Source organism: Alkalimonas amylolytica, assembly GCF_900107845.1.
In the GTDB taxonomy this organism is placed as follows: Bacteria; Pseudomonadota; Gammaproteobacteria; order Enterobacterales; family Alteromonadaceae; genus Alkalimonas; species Alkalimonas amylolytica.
Genome location: NZ_FNRM01000008.1, coordinates 150,498 through 170,785, shown reverse-complemented (window position 1 = coordinate 170,785; position 20,288 = coordinate 150,498). Strand labels below are relative to the sequence as shown.

Sequence of the window (20,288 nt, the reverse complement as noted above, 5' to 3'; positions counted from 1 at the left end):
CCGCTGAATATGCAAAACTACAACCGCTACAGCTATGTGCTGAATAACCCGATGAGTTATACCGATCCGAGTGGGTATAACTTTGTGAAGAAAGCCCTTAAAGGCGTGATGGAAGCCACCGGCACACGCAAAGTGCTGCGGGAGCTTGGGCGAAATCAGTACTTAAATGCTGCGGTGCAGATTGGTGTCTGCATCGCTGGCGGTCCGGTTGCTTGCGGCGCTTATGCCGGTGCCCAGAGTTTTGCCATGACCGGCAGTTTAGGTGCGGGACTTCGCAGCGGTTTAATCACCTTCGGCACAGCCTGGACGTTTCAGCAAATTGGCGGCTCTTATTCGGATTTAAGTGCCGCTAATGTGGATAATGTGGTATTCAATGGTGCCCAGCTTGGGAGTTATCTTGATTTTGGTGGCAACCTATTAACCGCAGGCCAGGTAGCCGGTCAAATCTTTTCGCATGCGATGGTCGGTGGGGTTAGCGCCAGCCTGCAAGGCGGCAAGTTTGGGCATGGTTTCTTTAGTGCTGGTGTCACTAAAGGGCTGGGCACGCCGCTTATGGATGCCAGCTTTGCGCAAAACGTAGTGGGCGGCACGGTGATTTCCGCCACCATCGGCGGCACCGCTTCGGTGATAGCGGGCGGCAAGTTTGCCAATGGCGCTGTTACCGGGGCTATGCAGGCTTTGTATAATTATTATGGCCCCGGTTTTGGAAATACTGATGATAAGCCTTGGGTTGAAGTTGATGAACTAAAGCTTACCTTAAGTGTAGAAGCTGGTCCATTGAGGCTGTTATCTCTTGATAGTAATGGTGATATAAATACTCTTGCTATTAGTTATGACTACGGCCCTGTTCAATTAGATATTTCTCGAGGCGGCATTAATCCAGCTTTAGGCAGTAGCTCTTTGAACATAGCTGCAGATGGTACTCTCAATGTGAAGTTATGTAGTCATGCTCGGGGTGGTGGATGTGGTGCTGTCTCTGTCAGAGGGAGTAGCCCAAAATTAAATACTGCTACTAACAATGTAATTAGAGCTACAACGCCTTATCAAACTACTCAAGGACATCAGAGGGTATGGCTCTTTGATAAACTATGCCCAAATTGTAACTTAGGGATCTGATGATGAAAATTAAAAAGGTGTTTTTTTCTTTTTTGTTATTGTTCGTCTCACCGGCTTCAATAGCTTCTGACTGTAACTCTATGGCTGATAAAAGGCTGGCTGTTATTTCTAATTGTTACGGGAGTAATTTAAGTTATGAAGAACAGTCTGCTTGCGATGATGATTTGTCCAATACTCCTCCCACTCTTGAGGTGCAGTTACTCTCTGATTGTATTCAAAAGAATATGAAATGTTTAGAGCGTTGGGTGCAACTTGTTATCAATTATCAACTGGTGAATTTATATGATATTGGTATCGACTTACTTTCGTCAGGTAATTTTCCTGATAGCTTCTGGATACAGAATAGTCTGGCTTCTTTTTATATCTTAAGAGGAAAAGATAGAGACTATGCCGCAGCTGAAGTTATTCTTGCAACCTTGATTGATGACAATAATAGATTGGCACTAGGTAATCTAGCTGAATTAAAAATTCTCAAACAAGAATACGAAGATGCGTTGAAGATCTTCGAGTACCTAAGGTTAAACCAAATCGAGTTCGAAAAAGACCATGATAACCTGCTCAGACTTGCTCAGCTCTATCATTTTGGTTCTGGCTCTTTTAAACAATGGGATAAAGCTGAAGATCTTTACCTTCGTGCGCTTCCTTTATCCAGTTCAGGTCATGCAGAATATCTCCTAGCTGATATTTTGCTTAAATCGGATCGAGTGGAAGCTGGGTTAATCATGCTAGATAAAGCAATAGATAAAGGTAGCGTAAATGCCGCCGAAATGCTTGCATCATTTTTTTGGGAGGGAATTCATGTTGAGAAAAATACACGAAAAGCGTTTAAATATTTTCAAGTGGCATCAAAGCTTGGATCAGTATCAGCCCTATACAATCAAGGTATCATATACAATCAATTGAAAGAATATAGGAAAATGAAGATTGCTTTTTATGCCGCGGCAGTTTTCGGGGACGAAAACGCCATTTATATTTTGGAAAAAAACGGTGAAATCGTTAATAATCATATTTGTGACGTAAGAGCTTTGTTTTCTCGCTCAGATAATTTCTTGTTTTATGATCATCTTACATTACAAGAGCTAGATTGAATAGCTGCGTTCATACCGTTCGCAAAAAAGACTGGTGGAACTCATCTCAGCCACTTGATGTTAATAACGTAATCGACCAGCGCTCTGGCGAAGTCACCGACAGCCTGCTGCTAGATGGTTTGTACGAGCGGGTGCAATTGCCGGGTGGTGTCATCGAGCACAAGTTTCGGGTCGGCAATGCCCGGGTGATCCGGCGCAGCAACAACACCGAAACCGCGCACTACCGGCATGCCGATCGCCTAGGCAGTTCCGTGGCGGTCACTTCTCCGGCCAAGAATATGTTTAGCAACAGCTGCTCTACGATCCCAGGGTTCGGCGATATTTGGTGTAAACCTCGTGTGTGAGGCTTTTCTTAATTGGGCTCAGGCTATTTCCCAAGGCAATCCAGCCCGTCGCCAGGCTCGACGTGTATTCTGACGCTCTAATACTGCATTCAGCCCCTTTTTCATTGCAAGCCGGTGTGTGAACACTGAAAATCTTCTGCTGGATAGTCAGCGCTCTTGGCTTTGATCGTTGTTGATCCCGATGTCGTACTGTTTCATCACTCTATAACTTTCCCAACTATTGGACCTGATAACATGATGATTTTTTCTTCTGCCGGGCTGCGGCGGTCGGCGCTTGCCACTGTGGTTGCGATCAGCTTTTTGCTACAGCCTGTGATGGCAGATCAAAACAATAAAAATGAAAACAAAAGTTACAACGACCTTGTCTCTGAGCTCAAGGTGCAGCAAGGTTTGTTCAACTTTTACCGCAACATGGAGTCTGGTGAGACCATGTTGTCACTGCGTGAGTCGCAATTGAACCAGCCTTTTATCTATCATGCTCAGACGATGGATGGCGTGGTAGAGGCCGGTCACTACCGGGGTAATTTTCGGCAAACGCGCTTGATTGAGTTTCGCCGTAACTTTAAGCGCATTGAAGTCGTCAGCTGGAATCCGCGCTATGTATTTGATAGCAGTAACCCTCTGAGCCGTGCCGCTCAGGCCAACCGCAGCGAAGCCCTGTTGGCGGTTTTGGATATTGAAGCCAATGACGATGGCCGGATCCTGGTAAAGGCCGATCCTTTGTTTAAAAGCCAGGCGTTGCATCGCATTACCCCTTGGGCCAACCCAAATCAGACCGGACCACGTTTTTCGCTGGGAACCTTAAATACCGACCGTTCACGGATTGCTCGTGAGCGTTTGTATGAGCGCAATATGGACGTGGTGGTGGACTATGTGTTCATCAACGAAGAGCCGGTCGTGTTTGGTTCTGCTGCGATTGCCGATCCACGCTTCATCACCATTAGTCTGCAACACTCCTTTATTGAGATGCCTGACAATGATTATCAGCCCCGCCGGGATGATCCTAGGGTCGGATACTTTACTCAGCAGTTTGATCAGATGACCAACCCGGAGTGGACACCATGGGGCGATGTGATCAATCGCTGGAACCTGGTGAAAAAAGATCCTCAGGCCCAGCTGTCTGAGCCGGTACAACCCATTGTGTGGTGGATAGAGAATACCACGCCGCATCAGTGGCGCAATGCGATCCGCCAAGGCGTGGAGGACTGGAACATTGCCTTTGAGGCGGCTGGCTTTAAGAATGCCATTGTGGTGAAAGAGCAGCCAGATGATGCCGAGTGGGACGCAGGTGACGTGAATTACAATGTATTGCGCTGGACCTCATCACCACGCCCACCATTTGGCGGCTACGGTCCGTCTTTAGCCAACCCGAAAACCGGTGAAATCATCAGCTCCAACATCATGCTTGAGTTTGTCTTTATGTCGAACCGCTGGACCTTGGGCGAGTTATTTTCAGGTGGCGCGAACCTGATGGCAGAGCATCACTCGCATGATGAGCATCAGTTGCACTGCAGCCTGGGCCATTCTTTGCAGATGGGGCATATCGTGGCGAGGCTTGCCTCGGATAAACGCATGTACGACAACATCGAAGATGATCCGATTCTGGTGCAGGCACTGCGGCATTTAATCATGCATGAAGTTGGCCATACCCTGGGGCTGAATCACAACATGCGCTCACACAGTTTGTGGAATAATCAACAAGTGCACGATGCGTCTCTGACGCAAGGCGTTCTGTCCGGTTCGGTGATGGATTACAACCCGGTCAATATTGCACCGGTAGGTGTGGAGCAAGGCGATTATTACAGCTACAAACCAGGTCCTTACGATATGTGGGCCATTGAGTATGGCTACTCTACCGGCCTTGATGATGCCGAAGCGGAAGAGCAGCGGCTGCAAGCTATTTTAAGCCGCTCACATTTGCCTGAACTGGCTTTTGGCAATGATGCCGATGACATGCGTGCACCTGGCCGGCACATCGATCCGCGCGTTATGATTGGTGCCATGAGCTCTGATCCTATTGCCTATGCGCAAGATCGCTGGCAGCGCGTGAACTATGAGTTTTCCCAGTTGCTGGATAAAGGACGTGTCGATGGTGAGTCTCACCAACGCGTTTTAACCAGTGCCAACATGCTGTTTGGTCAGTACGCAGGTCAGGCCAATGTCGTGAGTCGTTTCATTGGTGGTGTCTATGTCGAACGTGCTTTTATTGGTCAGCATGATGATGTGAAACCGTTTCAACCCGTTCCCCGGGCTATCCAACGTCAGGCTATGGCGGCGTTGAACAGCTATGTATTCGCTGCAGATACACTAGAAAGCATGCAGCCGGTATTGGCGTACATGCATGCCCAACGGCGTGGCTTTAGCCATCGTGGCAACAACGAAGATCCACGCATGCACCGGATGATCCTTGGGATGCAGCGCAATGTGCTTGATCATATTTTGCATCAACAGGTTCTGCAGCGTATTTCCGATACGGCTTTGTATGGGAATGACTACAGCCTGACCGAAATGCTGAGTGATTTAACGAAAGGGATCTTCCGGGGCGACTTGACCACCCTTAGCCAGAATCTGCAGGTAGAATACGTCAATCGTCTGATTAAAATCTCCGGGCTTGACGATGACTCCGAGTATGATCATCTCAGCCAGGCGGCGGCGGTCGGACAGTTGCGTTACATCCGCAGCCTCTCTGCACCGCGTCGGTCAACGGATGCCGTTCGTCATCATTATGGCTACCTGCATTTGCTGATCGACAGAGCCTTTGCTGCGTAATCGATCGGCTTCATCATCACGTTGAAAAGTCCGGCTTGACCGGACTTTTTTATGCCTGTTTTTTCCGGTAGCCCCAGATGATCATCGCCGTGCCAGAAGCAAACATGATGAGGCTGTAAATCGCCGATGGAATGGCCATGGTGCTGTTGTTCAGCAGCATCGGCGAGGTAGCAATGGCGATGCCTAAGGTACCATTCTGAATACCGACCTCGATGGTCATGGAGCGGGTTTGTGGGCCGCGACAGCCAATGCTGCGGGCAGCCAGGTAACCGGCCAGCATGCTGAGCAGGTTTAGCAATAAAGCTGCGATGCCGATGGCTAGAAAAAAGCCCAGCAACCGATCCAACTCGCGCAACAGGGCGCCAGCTACGACTGCAATTAAAAAGAACGAGGAGAGCCATTTTACCGGCTGCAGGCAGCTTCTGGAAAACTCCGGCCAACGGGCTTTTAACCACATTCCCAAAGAGACCGGCAACAGAATAATCACCAACAGCTGCAACACGGTGCGAGGTACTGACAGTGCCACGTACTGACCTTCTCCCAGAAATAACAAAGAAGCCAGGTTGACCAATAACGGTAGGCTAATAATCACCACCAGACTGCTGATTGCGGTCAGGCTGATGGACAACGCGGTATCGGCATGAGCCAGATGGGCAATCAGATTGGAGGTGGGGCCGCCGGGGCAGGCCGCTATCAGCACCAAACCAACCGCCAGCTCGGGCGGCAACTGCAGCAGATAGGCCAGGATAAATGCCAGTGCTGGGATGGCGATAATTTGCATGGCAAGACCAGTCAGCACCGGCTTGGGGGTTTGCCACAGTTGCTTGAAATGCACAGGCTTAAGCGATAAACCCATGCCGAGCATAATCACTGCCAGCGCCACTGGCAGAAAAACCTGGGTAAAAATATTGGCTTCCATAACGACCTTAGGATCACTTCGTTTGCACTACTCATTGGAGCTACTATGGCAAATCAGACCAGTCAAGACAAGATGTTCATATTTCTTTACAAAAATTCTGGTCTAACCGAACGGCTTTATCGTATGATGCAGCAACTGGTTAAGCATGAGGTCACACCATCGTTATGCGCCTTGAAATACATTGTCAGGACCGATTAGGCATTGCTCAGGAAATCCTGAATATTCTGGTCAGTTATCAACTGGATTTGCGTGGCATCGAAGTCGATGCTGCTTCCAGCCGCATGTTTGTCTCGTTTCCCAGCATTCACTTTGAACAGTTTCAGGAGCTGATGGCCAAGATGCGGCGCATCCCCGGGGTAGCGGATGTCAAAACCACCGCTTTTATGCCGTCGGAGCGTCATCAAAACGAGCTGACCACGCTGTTAAAAACACTGCCGGATGGCATTATTGGCATTGATACCAAGGCGCAGGTCAGTGTGATTAACGATGCAGCGCTCGAAGCGCTTGGCGTCGAGCGCAAAGCCATTGAAGGCGAGTTGCTGCCGGGTTTGGTGAAAGGCTTTAATTTTTTGCGCTGGCTGGAAAGCGATGATGTGCTGGCGCAAACCCGGCGGGTGGAGATTCAGGGCAAGCATTTTATTGCCGATCTATTGCCGGTGATGGTACCGGATGAAAGCGGCCATGAGGTACTGGCCGGTGCAGTGATCAATCTGAAATCAGAGAGCCGGTTGGGGCAGCATATGCTCGCCTTTAACAAGGGCAATCAGGAAAGCTTTCAAACATTGCAGGCACAAAGCCCACAAATGCGCAAAGTGATTCGGGAGGCCAAGAAAATGGCACTGCTGGATGGGCCTTTGTTGATCACCGGCGAAACCGGTACCGGCAAAGAGCTGCTGGCGCGGGCTTGCCATGCTGCCGGTAGCCGGGCAGGCAAACCCTTTTTAGCGGTGAACTGTGCCTCGATGCCGGATAATGTGGCCGAGTCCGAGCTGTTTGGCTATGGCCCCAATGCCTTCGCTGGCTCCACTGTGGGCAAAAAAGGCATTTTTGAACAGGCCAATGGCGGCATCGTGTTCCTGGATGAAGTCGGCGAGATGTCGCGTGAGTTGCAAACCAAGTTACTGCGCTTTTTGCAGGATGGCTCCTTTCGCCGTGTGGCCGATGAGAACGAAGTGAAAGTTGATGTGCGGGTGATTTGTACCACGCAAAAAGACTTACCGGCCATGGTGCAGGAAGGCAAATTCCGCGAAGATCTGTATTACCGGCTCAATGTGTTCACGCTGGCCTTGCCGGCGCTGCGCGAGCGCAAGCAGGACATCGTGCCGCTGACCGAACATTTTGTTGCCCGCTTTGCCGCCAGGCTGGGGCGTAAGGCACCCAAGCTCAGCGATAGCTGTGTGCAGTTTTTGCAAAGCTACCCCTGGCCAGGTAATGTGCGCCAGCTGGAGAATGCTCTGTACCGCGCTGTCACCCTGCTGGAAGGGTATCAACTGGATAAAGAACACCTGCAGTTGCCCAGTTTTACCAGTGATTTTGGGTATCTGGAGCAGGACTTTGATGGCACCCTGGATGAAGCGGTGAAACGCTTTGAAGCCAGCTTACTGCGCAAGTTGTACCCGGCGTACCCCAGCTCACGGCAACTGGCAAAAAAGCTGGGGCTTAGCCATACCGCGGTGGCGAATAAACTGCGTGATTACGGCATAAATCGCAAGACTGTAAAAATTTAATGCCACTTTGTGCGTAAAACGATACTCCGAGCCGCCAGCTCAAGCAGGCTGGTGGCTGTTACCTGCTGAATACCTCATAAAACCCTGCGTTGTACTTATTTCTTTACGATTTTTGGCGGCCGCTGTGATGCCAGCAAAAATGACAGTGGATGTTCATTCTGGTCAAACTAAAGCAAGATAGCGCCAACCGCAGCCAGGCTGCAGAGACTGGGCATAATTAGCATAATTAGATCGTGGAGATGTCGCATGCAAGACGTGTATAACCCTTTAGGTACCGATGGTTTCGAGTTTGTTGAATACACCGCCGCTGATGCACAGGGGATTCAAAAGCTGAAAGATTTGTTTCATGGGCTTGGGTTTACTGAGGTCGCCAAACATCGCTCGAAAGAGGCCTGGTTGTACAAGCAGGGGGATATTAACTTTATCATCAATGCGCAGCCGAACTCGCAGGCGGAAGCCTTTGCCCGTGAGCATGGTCCCAGCGTTTGCGCCATGGCGTTTCGGGTACAGGACGCAGCGAAAGCATTGCAGCATGCGCTTGCTAATGGCGCCAAAGAGTACAAAAACCAGATTGGCCCGATGGAGCTGAATATTCCTGCTGTCTACGGTATTGGCAGCAGCCTGCTGTATTTTGTTGATCGCTACGGCGCCTCTTCGGTGTACGACATCGATTTTAAATACTACGACAACTGGCAAACCGAGATGGCCAAGCATGGCGTTGGTCTGGAAGTGCTGGATCATTTAACGCACAATGTGATGCGCGGCAACATGAATGTCTGGTCTGGTTTTTACGAGAAGATTGGTAACTTCCGCGAGATCCGTTATTTTGATATCGAAGGCAAGCTCACCGGCCTGGTATCCCGCGCCATGACCGCGCCTTGTGGCAAAATCCGTATTCCAATCAACGAGTCATCGGACGATAAATCACAGATCGAAGAATTCTTGCGCGAGTACAATGGCGAAGGCATTCAGCACATCGCCCTGACGACCGAAGATATTTATCAGACAGTACGTACCCTGCGTGAGCGTGGTATGGACTTTATGCCAACGCCGGATACTTACTACGACAAAGTAAACAGCCGGGTCGAAGGGCATGAGGAAGATTTGGATCAACTGCGCGAGCTGCGTATTCTGATCGATGGCGCGCCAATGAAAGACGGTATCTTGCTGCAGATCTTTACCAAAACCGTGATTGGTCCGGTCTTCTTTGAAATCATTCAGCGTAAAGGCAATGAAGGCTTCGGTGAGGGCAACTTTAAAGCCTTGTTCGAGTCGATTGAAGAAGATCAAATCCAGCGTGGAGTGTTAGCGAATGCGTAAATGGGCCTCTTTTCCACTGCGGGAAGGTGATGTGTCGCGTCAGGCACATGCCGACTTCCCGGAACAAGCGATTTATGAGCGTGAAACCGGTCGTAGTGGTTTTTTTGGTCCGGCTACACATTTCCATCACCGCCATGCCCCAACCGGCTGGAGCGATTGGCAGGGGCCTTTGCGCCCCCGCTTGTTCGATTTAAACCAACTGAGTGAAAACCAGGTTGAGTCGCCCTGGCAGGTGCCTTTGTTGCTGCACAATGCTCACTGCAAAATGCGCACCTGGCGTGTGCAGGGCAAGATGCCCTATCTGGTGCGCAATGCCGACGGCGATGAGCTGTTGTTTGTGCACGAAGGCAGTGCTGATCTCTACTGCGACTATGGCCATCTGGAAATTGTCGAAGGCGATTACGTGGTGATCCCACGCAGTACCATGTGGCGGCTGGAGCCCAAAAGCCCCATGTTGCTGCTGATGATTGAAGCCACCAACGACTCCTACCAGCTGCCGGAAAAAGGCCTGGTGGGAAACCATGCGATTTTTGACCCGGCCATGCTGGATACGCCAAAAATCAATGAGGCCTTCAAAGCGCAGTACTCAGAGCAGAGTTGGCAGGTGCAGATCAAGCGTCACGGTCAGACCTCGGTAGTGACCTACCCCTACAACCCGCTGGATGCCATCGGCTGGCACGGTGATTTGGCGGTGATGCGTATCAACTGGCGCGATATCCGGCCGCTGATGAGCCATCGCTATCATTTACCGCCATCGGCGCACACCACCTTTGTGGCGCAGCGTTTTGTGGTCTGTACCTTTGTGCCACGGCCGATCGAAAGCGATCCGGGCGCATTGAAAGTCCCCTTTTATCACAACAACGACGATTACGATGAAGTGCTGTTTTACCATGCCGGTGATTTCTTCAGCCGCGATAATATCGAAAAGGGCATGGTCACTTTCCATCCGGCCGGTTTTACCCATGGCCCGCATCCGAAAGCCTTTCAGGCTGGCCAGGAGTACCGGAAGAAATTTACCGATGAAGTGGCGGTGATGCTGGATACCCGTGATGCGCTGGATATCGGTGAAGCAGCGCTTGGTACCGAGAATCCGGCGTATGTGAACAGCTGGCAGGTTAAATAATTTGAGCATCTGATTTGTGCACTTCACATGTTACACACTGAGTGTAGAGTGCCGCAGTACAAGGATTTAGAATGAAATTTGCAACGTTGAATGATGGCAGCCGTGACGGCCAGCTGGTGTTAGTGAGTCGTGATTTAAGCCGGAGTGTGGCGATCCCTCAGATCGCCACCACTTTGCAGCAACTGCTGGATAACTGGCAGCAAAAAGCACCGCAGGCTGAAGAAGTCTATCAGGCGCTGAATGCCGGCAGCCTGACTAACAGCCAGCCGTTTGAACAAAGCGGTTGTGCTTCGCCATTGCCACGCGCTTACCACTGGGCCGATGGCAGTGCCTACGTCAACCATGTTGAATTGGTACGTAAAGCCCGCAATGCCGAAATGCCGCCCAGCTTCTGGACTGATCCATTGATGTACCAAGGTGGTTCCGATGCATTTTTAGCACCCTATGCACCGATTGAGGTAGCCAGTGAAGACTATGGCATCGATTTTGAAGGTGAAATTGCCGTCATCACCGACGATGTGCCTATGGGGATCCCGGCCGAGCAAGCCCGCGATCATATCCGGTTGGTGATGTTGGTCAATGATGTCTCTTTGCGTGGTTTGATCCCGAATGAGCTTGGCAAAGGCTTTGGCTTTTACCAGTCCAAGCCATCGTCCAGCTTCAGCCCGGTGGCGGTTACTCTGGATGAGCTGGAAGGCGTCTGGCAGGATGCCAAGCTGCACCTGCCGCTGCTGTCCACCTACAATGGTGAAGCCTTTGGTAAACCCAATGCCGGGGTGGATATGACCTTTGATTTTGGCCAACTGATTGCGCATGCTGCCCGCACCCGGCCGCTCTGTGCTGGGACTATTATTGGTTCAGGCACCGTATCGAACAAGCAAGGCACTGAGTATGGTACTGCCATTGCTGAAGGTGGGGTTGGTTATAGCTGCATCGCCGAAATCCGCATGATTGAAACCATCCGTGATGGCAAACCGGGTACCAGCTTTATGCGCTTTGGCGATCGTATTCGCATTGAAATGCTGGATCAGCAGGGCCAAAGTATCTTTGGTGCCATCGACCAGCAAGTGGTAGAGTATCGCTATCAGGGCTAACGCCTTTGGCAGTGTGCATGAATCAAGGAAAGAGCTGCTGTGGCAGCTCTTTTTACATCAAAGGATAAATGAAGACATGAAACTTTATGGTTACTGGCGCTCCTCGGCTGCTTACCGGGTGCGCATTGCCCTGGCGCTGAAGGGCATGACGTACGAGTCCATTCCTGTGCACCTGGTCAAAGAAGGTGGTCAGCAGCATCAGGCAGCTTATCAGACATTGAACCCCGCTGAGCTGGTACCGACTTTGGTGGATAACGAGCTGACCCTGAACCAGTCGCTGGCCATTGTCGAGTATCTGGATGCGATTCAACCTGAGCCGGCTTTATTGCCGGCAGACCCTAAGCAGGGTGCCCTGGTGCGGGCTATGGCGCTGGATATTGCCTGCGATATTCATCCATTGAATAATTTGCGGGTACTGCAGTATCTGACCGGCCCTTTGCAGTTATCTGAGCAACAGAAAATGGCCTGGATCCATCATTGGCTCAACACAGGCTTTCAAGCTCTGGAGCAGCGGTTGCAACAAAGCGCAGGACGATTTTGCTTTGGGGATACGGTTGGCCTGGCGGATATCTGCCTGGTGCCACAAGTCTACAATGCGCTGCGTTTTGGGCTGGATATGACACCATACCCGACCATCCAGGCCATTTATCAGCAGTGCAATAGTCTGGATGCTTTCTCATATGCCGCGCCAGAAGTGCAAGCCGATGCGCAGTAATTGGATCCCCTGTTTTCCAACACGTTGGTTAAATCGGTCGTTGTTTTTGATCGGTGCTGCTGGTATTGCCTTGCAGTGGCTGGCGGTCGGCTACGCTTGGTGGCAGGGGTTTAGTGTGTCTTTTCATTGGTGGTTTCACTGGCTGGCACCTTTGCTGTGCGTGCTCTGGGGCACTATCCCAAGGCTGCAACTACAGCCAGAGCCCAAGTCCTGATTGCTCGCGTTGTTGTTGCTTTGCTCTTACTGTCGGGGCCGTAAAAAGCTTTTTGGTTCAAGGCCTTTTATGCCGGATTGATCAAAGGTAAAGTCAATCTGGCCAATGTTACGGCTAAAGTGGTGTCGTATGCCATCAATTTCAATCACAAAGCTTCCTGGCATCCGCAAGCCTTCTTCTTTGTACAGCTTGATATGATGGCCGGCAATTTTAAAATCAAAGCCTATCAGTGGTGCATTCGCAAAATCAGCAACCCAGACGTAATCGCTGTTATGCAGCACCAGGGATAATGAATACTTTTGCGGTACTTGCTGTACAGCCAGCTTATGGGGGCCTGCAATAAAGGTATTGCGCCCGTCAATACGTGTGAAGGTAAAACCGAACTCAACCAGGCGGCTGGTGCCATCTTTGAGTTGGACAACGCCGCTACCTTGTACATCAAAATAAGCCTGCGCCGGGAAACTGAGGACCAACCCGAACAAAATACTCAACAGTACGATTCTCATCCAGGTGTCCTCCGCTTTTAAGATTGGGTCACATCTACCAACAGGCGAAGCTGTTGTCCTGGTTGCAGGTGTTGATCGATGCTTAGCTGGTTCCACTCCAAAATATCCGCCACCTGCACCCGATAACGCTGAGCGATGCGTGACAACGAGTCACCACGGCGCACCCGGTAGTTAATGGTACGGGTAACACCCGGAGTCGCTGGCTGCGCTGTGGCTGAACTCGTTTGTGCCTGAACAATCACCAATTGCTGACCAGGGCGAATGGGATCGCGTGCTGTCATACCATTCCAGCGTGCCAGGTCGTTAACACGTACCTGATGCGCCCGGCTGATATCCCACAGGGTATCACCCTGTTTGACCGTATAGTGCAGCCGTTGTTCCGGATTGGTGCGCTCTTGTGCCTGAGCAATTCGGCCAGGCTGGCTTAATTGGTATGCGTCGGCATTTTTAGCCGATACTGGAACCAGCAAGTGCTGGCCAATACGAATGGTATGGCCATTCAGCTCATTCAGACGCTGAATAGCTGCTACGGAGGTCTGGTACTGTTGTGCAATTTTACCTAAGGTATCTCCACGCACTACGGTATGACGTTGCCAGCTTAACCATTGCTCGGTTGGGGTGCTGGCCAGTTGTTCCCGGAACTGGGGTTTGTTGTCCAGGGGGAGCACCAATCGGTGGCTGCCATCCGGATCGGTAGCCCATTGATTAAAGGCTGGGTTTAGTGCATGCAGTTCATTCAGGCTCAGACCTGCCATTTCAGCAGCCACTGCCAAATCAATTTGACGACCAACCTCAACGATGCCTATTTGTGGTTGATTCGGAATAGGTTGCCAAGCAATACCGTACGTCTCTGGTTGACGCACTAAATCAACCAGGGCTAGCAGCTTGGGGACATAAGCTGTGGTTTCGCGCGGTAAGTCGAGTGACCAGAAATCGGTTGGCAGATTACGGTTTTTATTATGGCGAATGGCCCGTAGCAAGCGGCCTTCACCTGAGTTGTAGGCGGCAATGGCATTAAGCCAGTCGCCTTCCAGCCGATCATGGAGGTATTGCAAGTAATCTAAGGCGGCGCGGGTTGATTCAATCACATCACGCCGGCCGTCATACCAGTAATTCTGTTGTAAACCAAAGCGTTTGCCAGTGGCAGGCATAAACTGCCACAGGCCAGAAGCGCGAGCATGGGAGTAAGCAAAGGGATCAAAAGCACTTTCAACAATAGGAAGTAAGGCCAGCTCCAGCGGCATATTCCGCTCTTCCAGCTGCTGGACAATGAAGTACAAATAGGGCTCAGCCCGGCTGGATACCCGATCCAGATAGGCTTGATTGCGGGCAAAAAAGTTGCGTTGTTCAGCAATTGCCCTTCGCTCAGGGACCTCAAAGGTTAATTGTAGCTGGATACGCTGCCAGACATCATCCACTTTGGTAACATCCAGTGGTGTTGGCAGTTGCTGCTTTTTGCTGCGGGCAGGGGCGAGCAAGCTTGCTGCAATTAGTTCGGCACTGGCTGCTTGTTCAAAAGACGCGTTGGGTGTTTCACTGACTGGTTCGGTCGCAGTTTGTAGTTGGTTGGTGGTAGCACAACCGGCTAGAAGAGCGGTCGCAACAACAGTTAAAACGCGTACTTTCATGCGAGAGTCCTGTGATTATTGTTATCAGACTGCATGTTACCTGCTTGAAGATTGATTGCAAGTCAGGATTTAAAGCGGTCTTTGTCTGACCTGAGTGCTGTAAAAACGGCCTGCTCAGAGCTGCTGGTATATTTTCTTTGCAGATCAGGCAGGTGGCAACGCAGAAATGGGTTAATGGCTTTTTCTGTTGCCAGCTTGCTTGGCAGGGTGGGTAATTGATTATCACGCAGTTGCTGGCATTTGGTTAAATGGGCTATCACAGCCTGATTGTCTGGTTCAACGGCTCGGGCAAAGGCTAAGTTGGCTAAGGTGTACTCATGGGTGCAGTAGATGAGCGTTTCATTTGGTAAAGCCATCAGTCGCTGCAATGATTGATGCATCTGCTCGGGGCTACCTTCAAACAAGCGGCCGCAACCGGCGCTGAACAAGGTATCACCACAAAACAGCAAAGGAGCTCCGTCAACTGAGCTCTGGTAGTAAGCAATATGTCCCAGCGTATGGCCTGGTAGATGCAACACCTGAAACTGCAGGTCGAACTCCTCCAATTGAACGATATCACCATCGTGCACGGTTTGTGTCAGGCTTGGGATCCGCTCTGCTTCATAGTCAGGCCCGATAATCTGTGTATTTGGCCAGTGTTGTTTCAGTGCGGCTATACCATCGGTATGATCCCAATGATGATGAGTGACCAGGATGCTGCTCAATTGCCTTTTAGTGGTGCGGGCGAACTGCAGCACCACGTCCGCATCGCCAGGATCAACCACGACCAGTGCATCGCTATCCGGTTTGGTCAGACACCAGATATAGTTGTCTTGAAAAGCGGCTAATGGCGTGATGGTCAGTTTCTCTGGCTGCATCTGGTATACTCAATCGGAAGATAGAACTTATAAGGTAGCAAGCTTTGATGAAACCCGCCTTAAGTGCCAGTAACCGGCCTGGTCCTGCTAATTGGCAGCAGATCCCGCAAGGTGAGGCTCTGCGTGCTGCTACCGAGCAGTTATTAGCAGACTGGTGGCCACAAATCTTTGGCTACTACCTGCTGAAGGTGGGAGACCTCAGTTGCCAGCTTGATACCTCCAAGAGTCCTATTAAGCATCATATTCATCTTGGGATCAAGGCAAGCCAGTGTCAGGTTAAAGCCGAATCGGATGCCTTGCCCTTGCTGGATCTGAGTGTGGATGCGCTTTTGCTTTGCCATGCCCATGAGTTTTGCAGCGATCCACACCACCTGATGCGGGAAATGCATCGGGTATTGCGAGCGGATGGCTACCTAATGCTCAGCGGTTTTAATCCATTGAGTCTGGCCGGCTTGTTGAAACTGAATCCCTGGTTGAAAGATAAGGCACCTTGGAATGGCCGCTTTTTTACCTTATCGCGATTAAAAGACTGGTTGTACTTGCTGGGCTTTGAGGTGGTAATGGAACAACGTTTTTACGCGTCCAGTTTGCTGGGTAAAGAGCCTGCTGCTAGTCGCTGGCGTAGCTTTGTTGCCCGGTGCTTTGGCAGTAGTTATCTGCTGGTCGCCCGAAAGCGCGAACTGCCGCTCACTCCTATTCGCCCTAAATGGCAATTGGCCAGCGATTACCCGCAAACAGTCCGGGGCACGCTGACCACGAATAGACTGAACAATCAAAAGTCAAAGCTTTAATTTTTAGAGTTGATGGCATGAAGCTTTTCAAAGTGACTGACAATTTTATGCAGGCCAATACCATTAGAGGCTTTAAATACCAGTAGGTCATTATGTTCAAGATCGCGCAGCAGAGCTTGTTGTAATAGCTGTATATCATTCCAGCAGCTGAGGTTTGCTTGCTCCGTAAGCTCTGCTTTCAATGCTGTCATTTCTGTTCCTACCAAATACAGTCTATCTGGTACACATTGCTTGATGTCAGGCACCAAAGCTTGGTGATAAGTCTTCACGTGTTCACCTAACTCTAGCATATCACCTAACACCAATAGGAGTCGGCCTTGTCTTGGCAACTGTTGCAGCATCTGAAATAAAGCCTGCATCGATGCCGGGTTTGCGTTATAAGCATCATCCAATACAGTGATCTGCCCCTGTTCAAGTTTTATGTTTTGCTGCTGACCTCGACCTGGTATGGCCCTAAAGTCAGCAAATGTGTTGAGTAGTTCGGGCAAGGCCAGTTGCAAATGACTTGCTACCGCTAAAGCGGCCAGGCTGTTATAGACTTGATGCAAGCCGGGACTGCCCAAACGATAACGCAGTCGCTGACCTGACAACATGACTGTTATTTCATCCGAATGAGCGGCCAATAGTTTTACATCAGCTTCGGAATGACGGCCAAAGCTGAGTATTTTCAGAGCTCTTGCGCGTGCTTCAGCTGCCAGGATTGGCCATTGCTGGAGATCTCGGTTGATAACTGCGAGATTGCCAGGCGCCATCTCATGAAAGATACGACTTATCTTACGAGCAATATTTTCAACATTTTTGTGGTATTCAAGATGAGCTGGTCCTATGGTGGTAATAATCGCAACGCCAGGTCTGGCTATTCGGCTGCTTTGCCGGATGCTACCGATGGCGAGCTCTAAAGCGATAAAGTCGGCATCCCATGGCATGGATGCTAAGTTCCAAGCGACACCCAACGGTAAATTAGCATTTGCTTGGTTACCAACCGTTTTGCCATACGGCTTTAAGCAGTGTTGCAGCATAGCAATCATAGTACTTTTACCAGCACTACCCGTGACAGCAATCACAACGCCTTTCATTCTACTGCGAGCAAAACTACCAAGATCCAGGATAGCCTGCTGGCCATCATGCACACGTAATGTTGGTAGCTCTGTTTTAGCTCCCTCAGTGGATTCAGACAAAGCCGCAGTAATTTTCGCACGATAAGTGGTTAGCTGGGAGGCTTTAAAGCCGGCGGCGGTGGCTTCAGGTGCCAACATCACTAACGAATGCTGCCTCAAACCATGTGCACTCACCGCTACACTATCTATCTGAAGAGTGGTCGGGGTGTTATTACTCCAGGTGCCTCCTGTTGCCATGGCAAGACTTTGTACCGTCCAGCCATTAGCCAAGCCTCTTGCTGCAGGCTCTGGTATGGTAGTTCTGTGTTTGCTGCCAAGGAACCGGCAATAAGCGATATAACCTGATAAGTAATGCTCAATATCATCAATTCGGATTCGAAAGGCGTGGTGCCGAATAAAAAAACTACCCTTAATTTTTGCAGGATGTCGGTAAAACATGGCTAGCTCAGGCCAGAAAAAACCATTCAACATATGCTGCGCACGTTGGTGCATGGCAAAGTAAAACTTTTCAAGGTTTAGACTATGGTAGAGGTGGTACAGCTCGGGACGATTCACTAATTTTTCCAGCAGTTGCTGCGCCGCCATCATCAGTTCTAATAAAGTTGGAAAGGTGGTGATGCGTTCAATCACAAAATCCAGATGGCCCATCACATTCTGCAAACCAAACTGAAAATACTTAGCTTCCGGACGGTATTTGACCAGCTCATTGATGCTGTAACTGAGCCAGTGATCATGCGCTTTCCAGTGTTCGCGGGCTATGAAGTCATCAAAAGCCAGAGCGGCAGCATTCAACCAGCGTTCCTCTTGGCAAATGGCGAAGTAACGCAGCAACGCAAAGCAGGCTTCGCCATCGTAATAAACAATACGAAAGCTTTGCTTGACGCTAAAATCTGTACTGTGAAGCACATGCACAAAGCGTCCGGTTGTTGGGTCTTGCATGCTAACAATGCCGGCGGCCAGTTGTTGCATCAATACCTGGTAGCGATTACTGCCTGTCAGCTCGGTGTATTTGCAAAGTGCTAGTAAGCAAAGCGCATTGCCTCCTAGCTTAATCTCGTTGCGCTCATCCTGCAAAAACGCCATTTGCTGTCCGTCGACATTGGTTTTATACACAAGCATCTGTTGTGTAAGCGCTTGCAGGGCTCGTTCTATCGCGTTTTGGATTTCCTCTCTGGGGTTAAATTCACAGGCCTCGATGAGGGCATACGTGGAGCTCGCATGGCGCAATGTATTGTAAGTTTGAATAGGTCGATGAAAGCAGGGGAAATAACCGTAGTGATAGCGCCCCTTTGGCTGCACCTGTTTTGCCAGATAGTCGGAAGCATGGTTGATAATGGTGCCAAGCTGTTTATGGGTTAATCCTGGAAGTTGTCGCCTGCTTGCATTGGGTCCTGAGGGATACAACAGATGCACCTGACCATCGGTGTCCAAAAAAATCCCCTGAGTTTCCAGTTGCCATATCAACTGATCAGCTGCGAGTTTACTCGGGTTTGGCAGCTCTTCATTGAAGCGCCGTTTTTGATAAACACTAAAGTTGTGTGGATTGAGCTCACAATAGCTGATCTCACTGCCAGCATAGAGTAAGGCATTGGCGTTTAGTTCTTGCTCGGTATAAAGCTGAAGTAACTCATGATCAAACGCCAGACCGTAGCGGTAATAATTGCGTTTGGTATTGCGCAGCCTGCGTATTAGTTCGTGCATTTGCAATGGTGTGGCGTCAGTCACCCAGTCGATGCGAAGGTACAGTACCGCTAACTTTTTGGCTTGAATAAGCTCGATACACTTTTGTTGCAACTGTTGCCAACATAGCTCGAATGTATTAGCCGAACTATGGACTACCCAGCTGCGTTGTTCGCCATTGGAAACTGCGCAGCAAAAGCAAAATTGCTCTATTCCGGTTGCAACGGTAGGGCAGTTTTGTTTTAGTTGATGCCGTAGCAGGCTCCATGGGATGTCAATTTGCATAAACATGTACAGAAGAGTTTCAGTGGTTCTACTCTAGCATGGTAAAAAAAGATAAACAGCTAAAGCATCTCGTTTGATTTGAAACATACTAACAGCCTTCACATTTGTTGATTTTGTCGCCACTTTGATAGACAATATTGGATGTAGTCGTATGGCCGTAGGCAGTAAAAGGATTTTTTATGTTGAAGCAGTTGGTTACCGTTGAACCGGTTTTGGTGTTGTCTGTTGGCGGTAAAATCTGGCTTAAACAAGCCAACGGAGATTTAGAACTCGTCAGTGTTGGTCAGCAGCTTCCTGCTGACGCCCAATTATTCTTTGAAGAAGGGGCCACCATCAATGGTGAGGATCTGGTTGCTCTGCAGTTGCCCGATGATCCCATACTCGATCCTATTCTAGCCGCCGAAATTGAAGCCATTCAACAAGCCATTTTATCGGATCAGGATATTAGTCTGATCCCGGCAGCTGCCGCTGGTGAAAATGCGACTGATGGCACTAGTAGTGCTAGTGTGCTTGATCGTGATGGTAATGAAGTTTTGCCAGATGCTGGCTACGATACCAATATTGCGATTGCCTCGCCAACCACAGATACCCAAACTTTTACCCCAAATTTCGCCGCCTTAGCTGACGACACTACTGAAACAGGTGTTGAGCCAGAGCCAGAACCGGAAGATCCTGACGATACGGATTCAGATGCGGATGCCGATGCAGACGCTGATGCGGACGCTGATGCCGATGCGGACGCCGACGCCGATGCGGATGCCGATGCGGATGCTGACGCCGATGCGGATGCTGACGCCGATGCGGATGCAGACGCCGATGCGGACGCCGATGCAGATGCGGATGCAGACGCCGATGCGGATGCAGACGCCGATGCCGATGCCGATGCAGACGCCGATGCGGATGCAGACGCCGATGCCGATGCGGATGCAGACGCCGATGCCGATGCGGATGCAGATGCGGATGCCGATGCGGATGCAGATGCCGACGCCGATGC

General features: G+C 50.2%; 15 protein-coding genes and 2 pseudogenes. 12 read left to right on the top strand and 5 right to left on the bottom strand.

Features of this window, described 5'->3' with window-relative positions:
* From BLW37_RS18745 to BLW37_RS15265, 4 genes and pseudogenes are all read left to right on the top strand, one after another.
* Positions 1–1,116 (top strand): annotated as a pseudogene (locus BLW37_RS18745) (hypothetical protein); the annotation flags it as partial.
* Positions 1,116–2,204, top strand: a complete 1,089-nt coding sequence (locus tag BLW37_RS15275) for a tetratricopeptide repeat protein (RefSeq protein WP_139243734.1) — start codon at positions 1,116–1,118, stop codon at positions 2,202–2,204. The pseudogene BLW37_RS18745 and the gene BLW37_RS15275, both read left to right, overlap by 1 nt.
* On the top strand, positions 2,201–2,548 hold the full coding sequence (locus BLW37_RS15270) for a hypothetical protein (protein WP_091344467.1): 348 nt from the start codon (positions 2,201–2,203) through the stop codon (positions 2,546–2,548). Before BLW37_RS15275 ends, BLW37_RS15270 begins: the two co-directional genes overlap by 4 nt.
* Positions 2,549–2,785: 237 nt before the next feature.
* Positions 2,786–5,317, top strand: coding sequence for a zinc-dependent metalloprotease (locus BLW37_RS15265; RefSeq protein WP_425426634.1), 2,532 nt, complete (start codon positions 2,786–2,788; stop codon positions 5,315–5,317).
* A gap of 49 nt (positions 5,318–5,366) precedes the next feature.
* On the opposite strand, the gene BLW37_RS15260 is transcribed toward BLW37_RS15265, so the two are convergent.
* Complete coding sequence (locus BLW37_RS15260; RefSeq protein ID WP_091344461.1) at positions 5,367–6,236, bottom strand: bile acid:sodium symporter family protein; 870 nt, start codon at positions 6,234–6,236, stop codon at positions 5,367–5,369.
* A gap of 164 nt (positions 6,237–6,400) precedes the next feature.
* Here BLW37_RS15260 and tyrR point away from each other — a divergent pair, with 164 nt between their 5' ends.
* The 6 genes from tyrR to BLW37_RS15230 all read left to right on the top strand — a co-directional run bounded on the left by tyrR (position 6,401) and on the right by BLW37_RS15230 (position 12,429).
* Positions 6,401–7,963, top strand: a complete 1,563-nt coding sequence (tyrR, locus tag BLW37_RS15255; RefSeq protein ID WP_091344459.1) for a transcriptional regulator TyrR — start codon at positions 6,401–6,403, stop codon at positions 7,961–7,963.
* Between the two features lie 246 nt (positions 7,964–8,209).
* A complete protein-coding gene (gene hppD, locus BLW37_RS15250; RefSeq protein ID WP_091344457.1) occupies positions 8,210–9,283 on the top strand; it encodes a 4-hydroxyphenylpyruvate dioxygenase in 1,074 nt (357 codons plus the stop codon).
* Positions 9,276–10,406 carry a homogentisate 1,2-dioxygenase gene (locus BLW37_RS15245; RefSeq protein ID WP_091344454.1) on the top strand — a complete coding sequence of 377 codons (1,131 nt, stop codon included), beginning with the start codon at positions 9,276–9,278 and terminating at the stop codon, positions 10,404–10,406. The genes hppD and BLW37_RS15245 overlap by 8 nt, the downstream gene beginning before the upstream one ends.
* Positions 10,407–10,477: 71 nt before the next feature.
* The gene (locus BLW37_RS15240; protein ID WP_091344452.1) at positions 10,478–11,500 is read left to right on the top strand and encodes a fumarylacetoacetate hydrolase family protein; all 1,023 of its coding nucleotides are present in this window, start codon (positions 10,478–10,480) and stop codon (positions 11,498–11,500) included.
* A 76-nt stretch (positions 11,501–11,576) separates the two neighbouring features.
* Positions 11,577–12,215 carry a maleylacetoacetate isomerase gene (gene maiA, locus BLW37_RS15235; protein ID WP_091344450.1) on the top strand — a complete coding sequence of 213 codons (639 nt, stop codon included), beginning with the start codon at positions 11,577–11,579 and terminating at the stop codon, positions 12,213–12,215.
* A complete protein-coding gene (locus BLW37_RS15230) occupies positions 12,205–12,429 on the top strand; it encodes a hypothetical protein (RefSeq protein ID WP_091344448.1) in 225 nt (74 codons plus the stop codon). Before maiA ends, BLW37_RS15230 begins: the two co-directional genes overlap by 11 nt.
* Positions 12,430–12,455: 26 nt before the next feature.
* On the opposite strand, the gene BLW37_RS15225 is transcribed toward BLW37_RS15230, so the two are convergent.
* The 3 genes from BLW37_RS15225 to gloB all read right to left on the bottom strand — a co-directional run bounded on the left by BLW37_RS15225 (position 12,456) and on the right by gloB (position 15,420).
* Positions 12,456–12,935 (bottom strand): hypothetical protein, encoded by a 480-nt coding sequence (locus tag BLW37_RS15225; RefSeq protein ID WP_091344446.1) that lies wholly within the window; start codon positions 12,933–12,935, stop codon positions 12,456–12,458.
* A 17-nt stretch (positions 12,936–12,952) separates the two neighbouring features.
* On the bottom strand, positions 12,953–14,563 hold the full coding sequence (locus BLW37_RS15220) for a LysM peptidoglycan-binding domain-containing protein (RefSeq protein ID WP_091344444.1): 1,611 nt from the start codon (positions 14,561–14,563) through the stop codon (positions 12,953–12,955).
* Between the two features lie 62 nt (positions 14,564–14,625).
* The gene (gene gloB, locus BLW37_RS15215; protein WP_091344441.1) at positions 14,626–15,420 is read right to left on the bottom strand and encodes a hydroxyacylglutathione hydrolase; all 795 of its coding nucleotides are present in this window, start codon (positions 15,418–15,420) and stop codon (positions 14,626–14,628) included.
* Positions 15,421–15,467: 47 nt separating this feature from the next.
* Between gloB and BLW37_RS15210 the strand changes: the two genes are divergently transcribed.
* On the top strand, positions 15,468–16,211 hold the full coding sequence (locus BLW37_RS15210) for a methyltransferase domain-containing protein (protein WP_091344439.1): 744 nt from the start codon (positions 15,468–15,470) through the stop codon (positions 16,209–16,211).
* Here the strand turns inward: BLW37_RS15210 and BLW37_RS18740 are convergent.
* Positions 16,208–18,121, bottom strand: a complete 1,914-nt coding sequence (locus tag BLW37_RS18740; protein ID WP_171907645.1) for a UDP-N-acetylmuramoyl-tripeptide--D-alanyl-D-alanine ligase — start codon at positions 18,119–18,121, stop codon at positions 16,208–16,210. The two genes, BLW37_RS15210 and BLW37_RS18740, sit on opposite strands and share 4 nt — an antisense overlap.
* A gap of 1,352 nt (positions 18,122–19,473) precedes the next feature.
* Here BLW37_RS18740 and BLW37_RS18820 point away from each other — a divergent pair.
* Positions 19,474–20,288 (top strand): annotated as a pseudogene (locus BLW37_RS18820) (hypothetical protein); the annotation flags it as partial.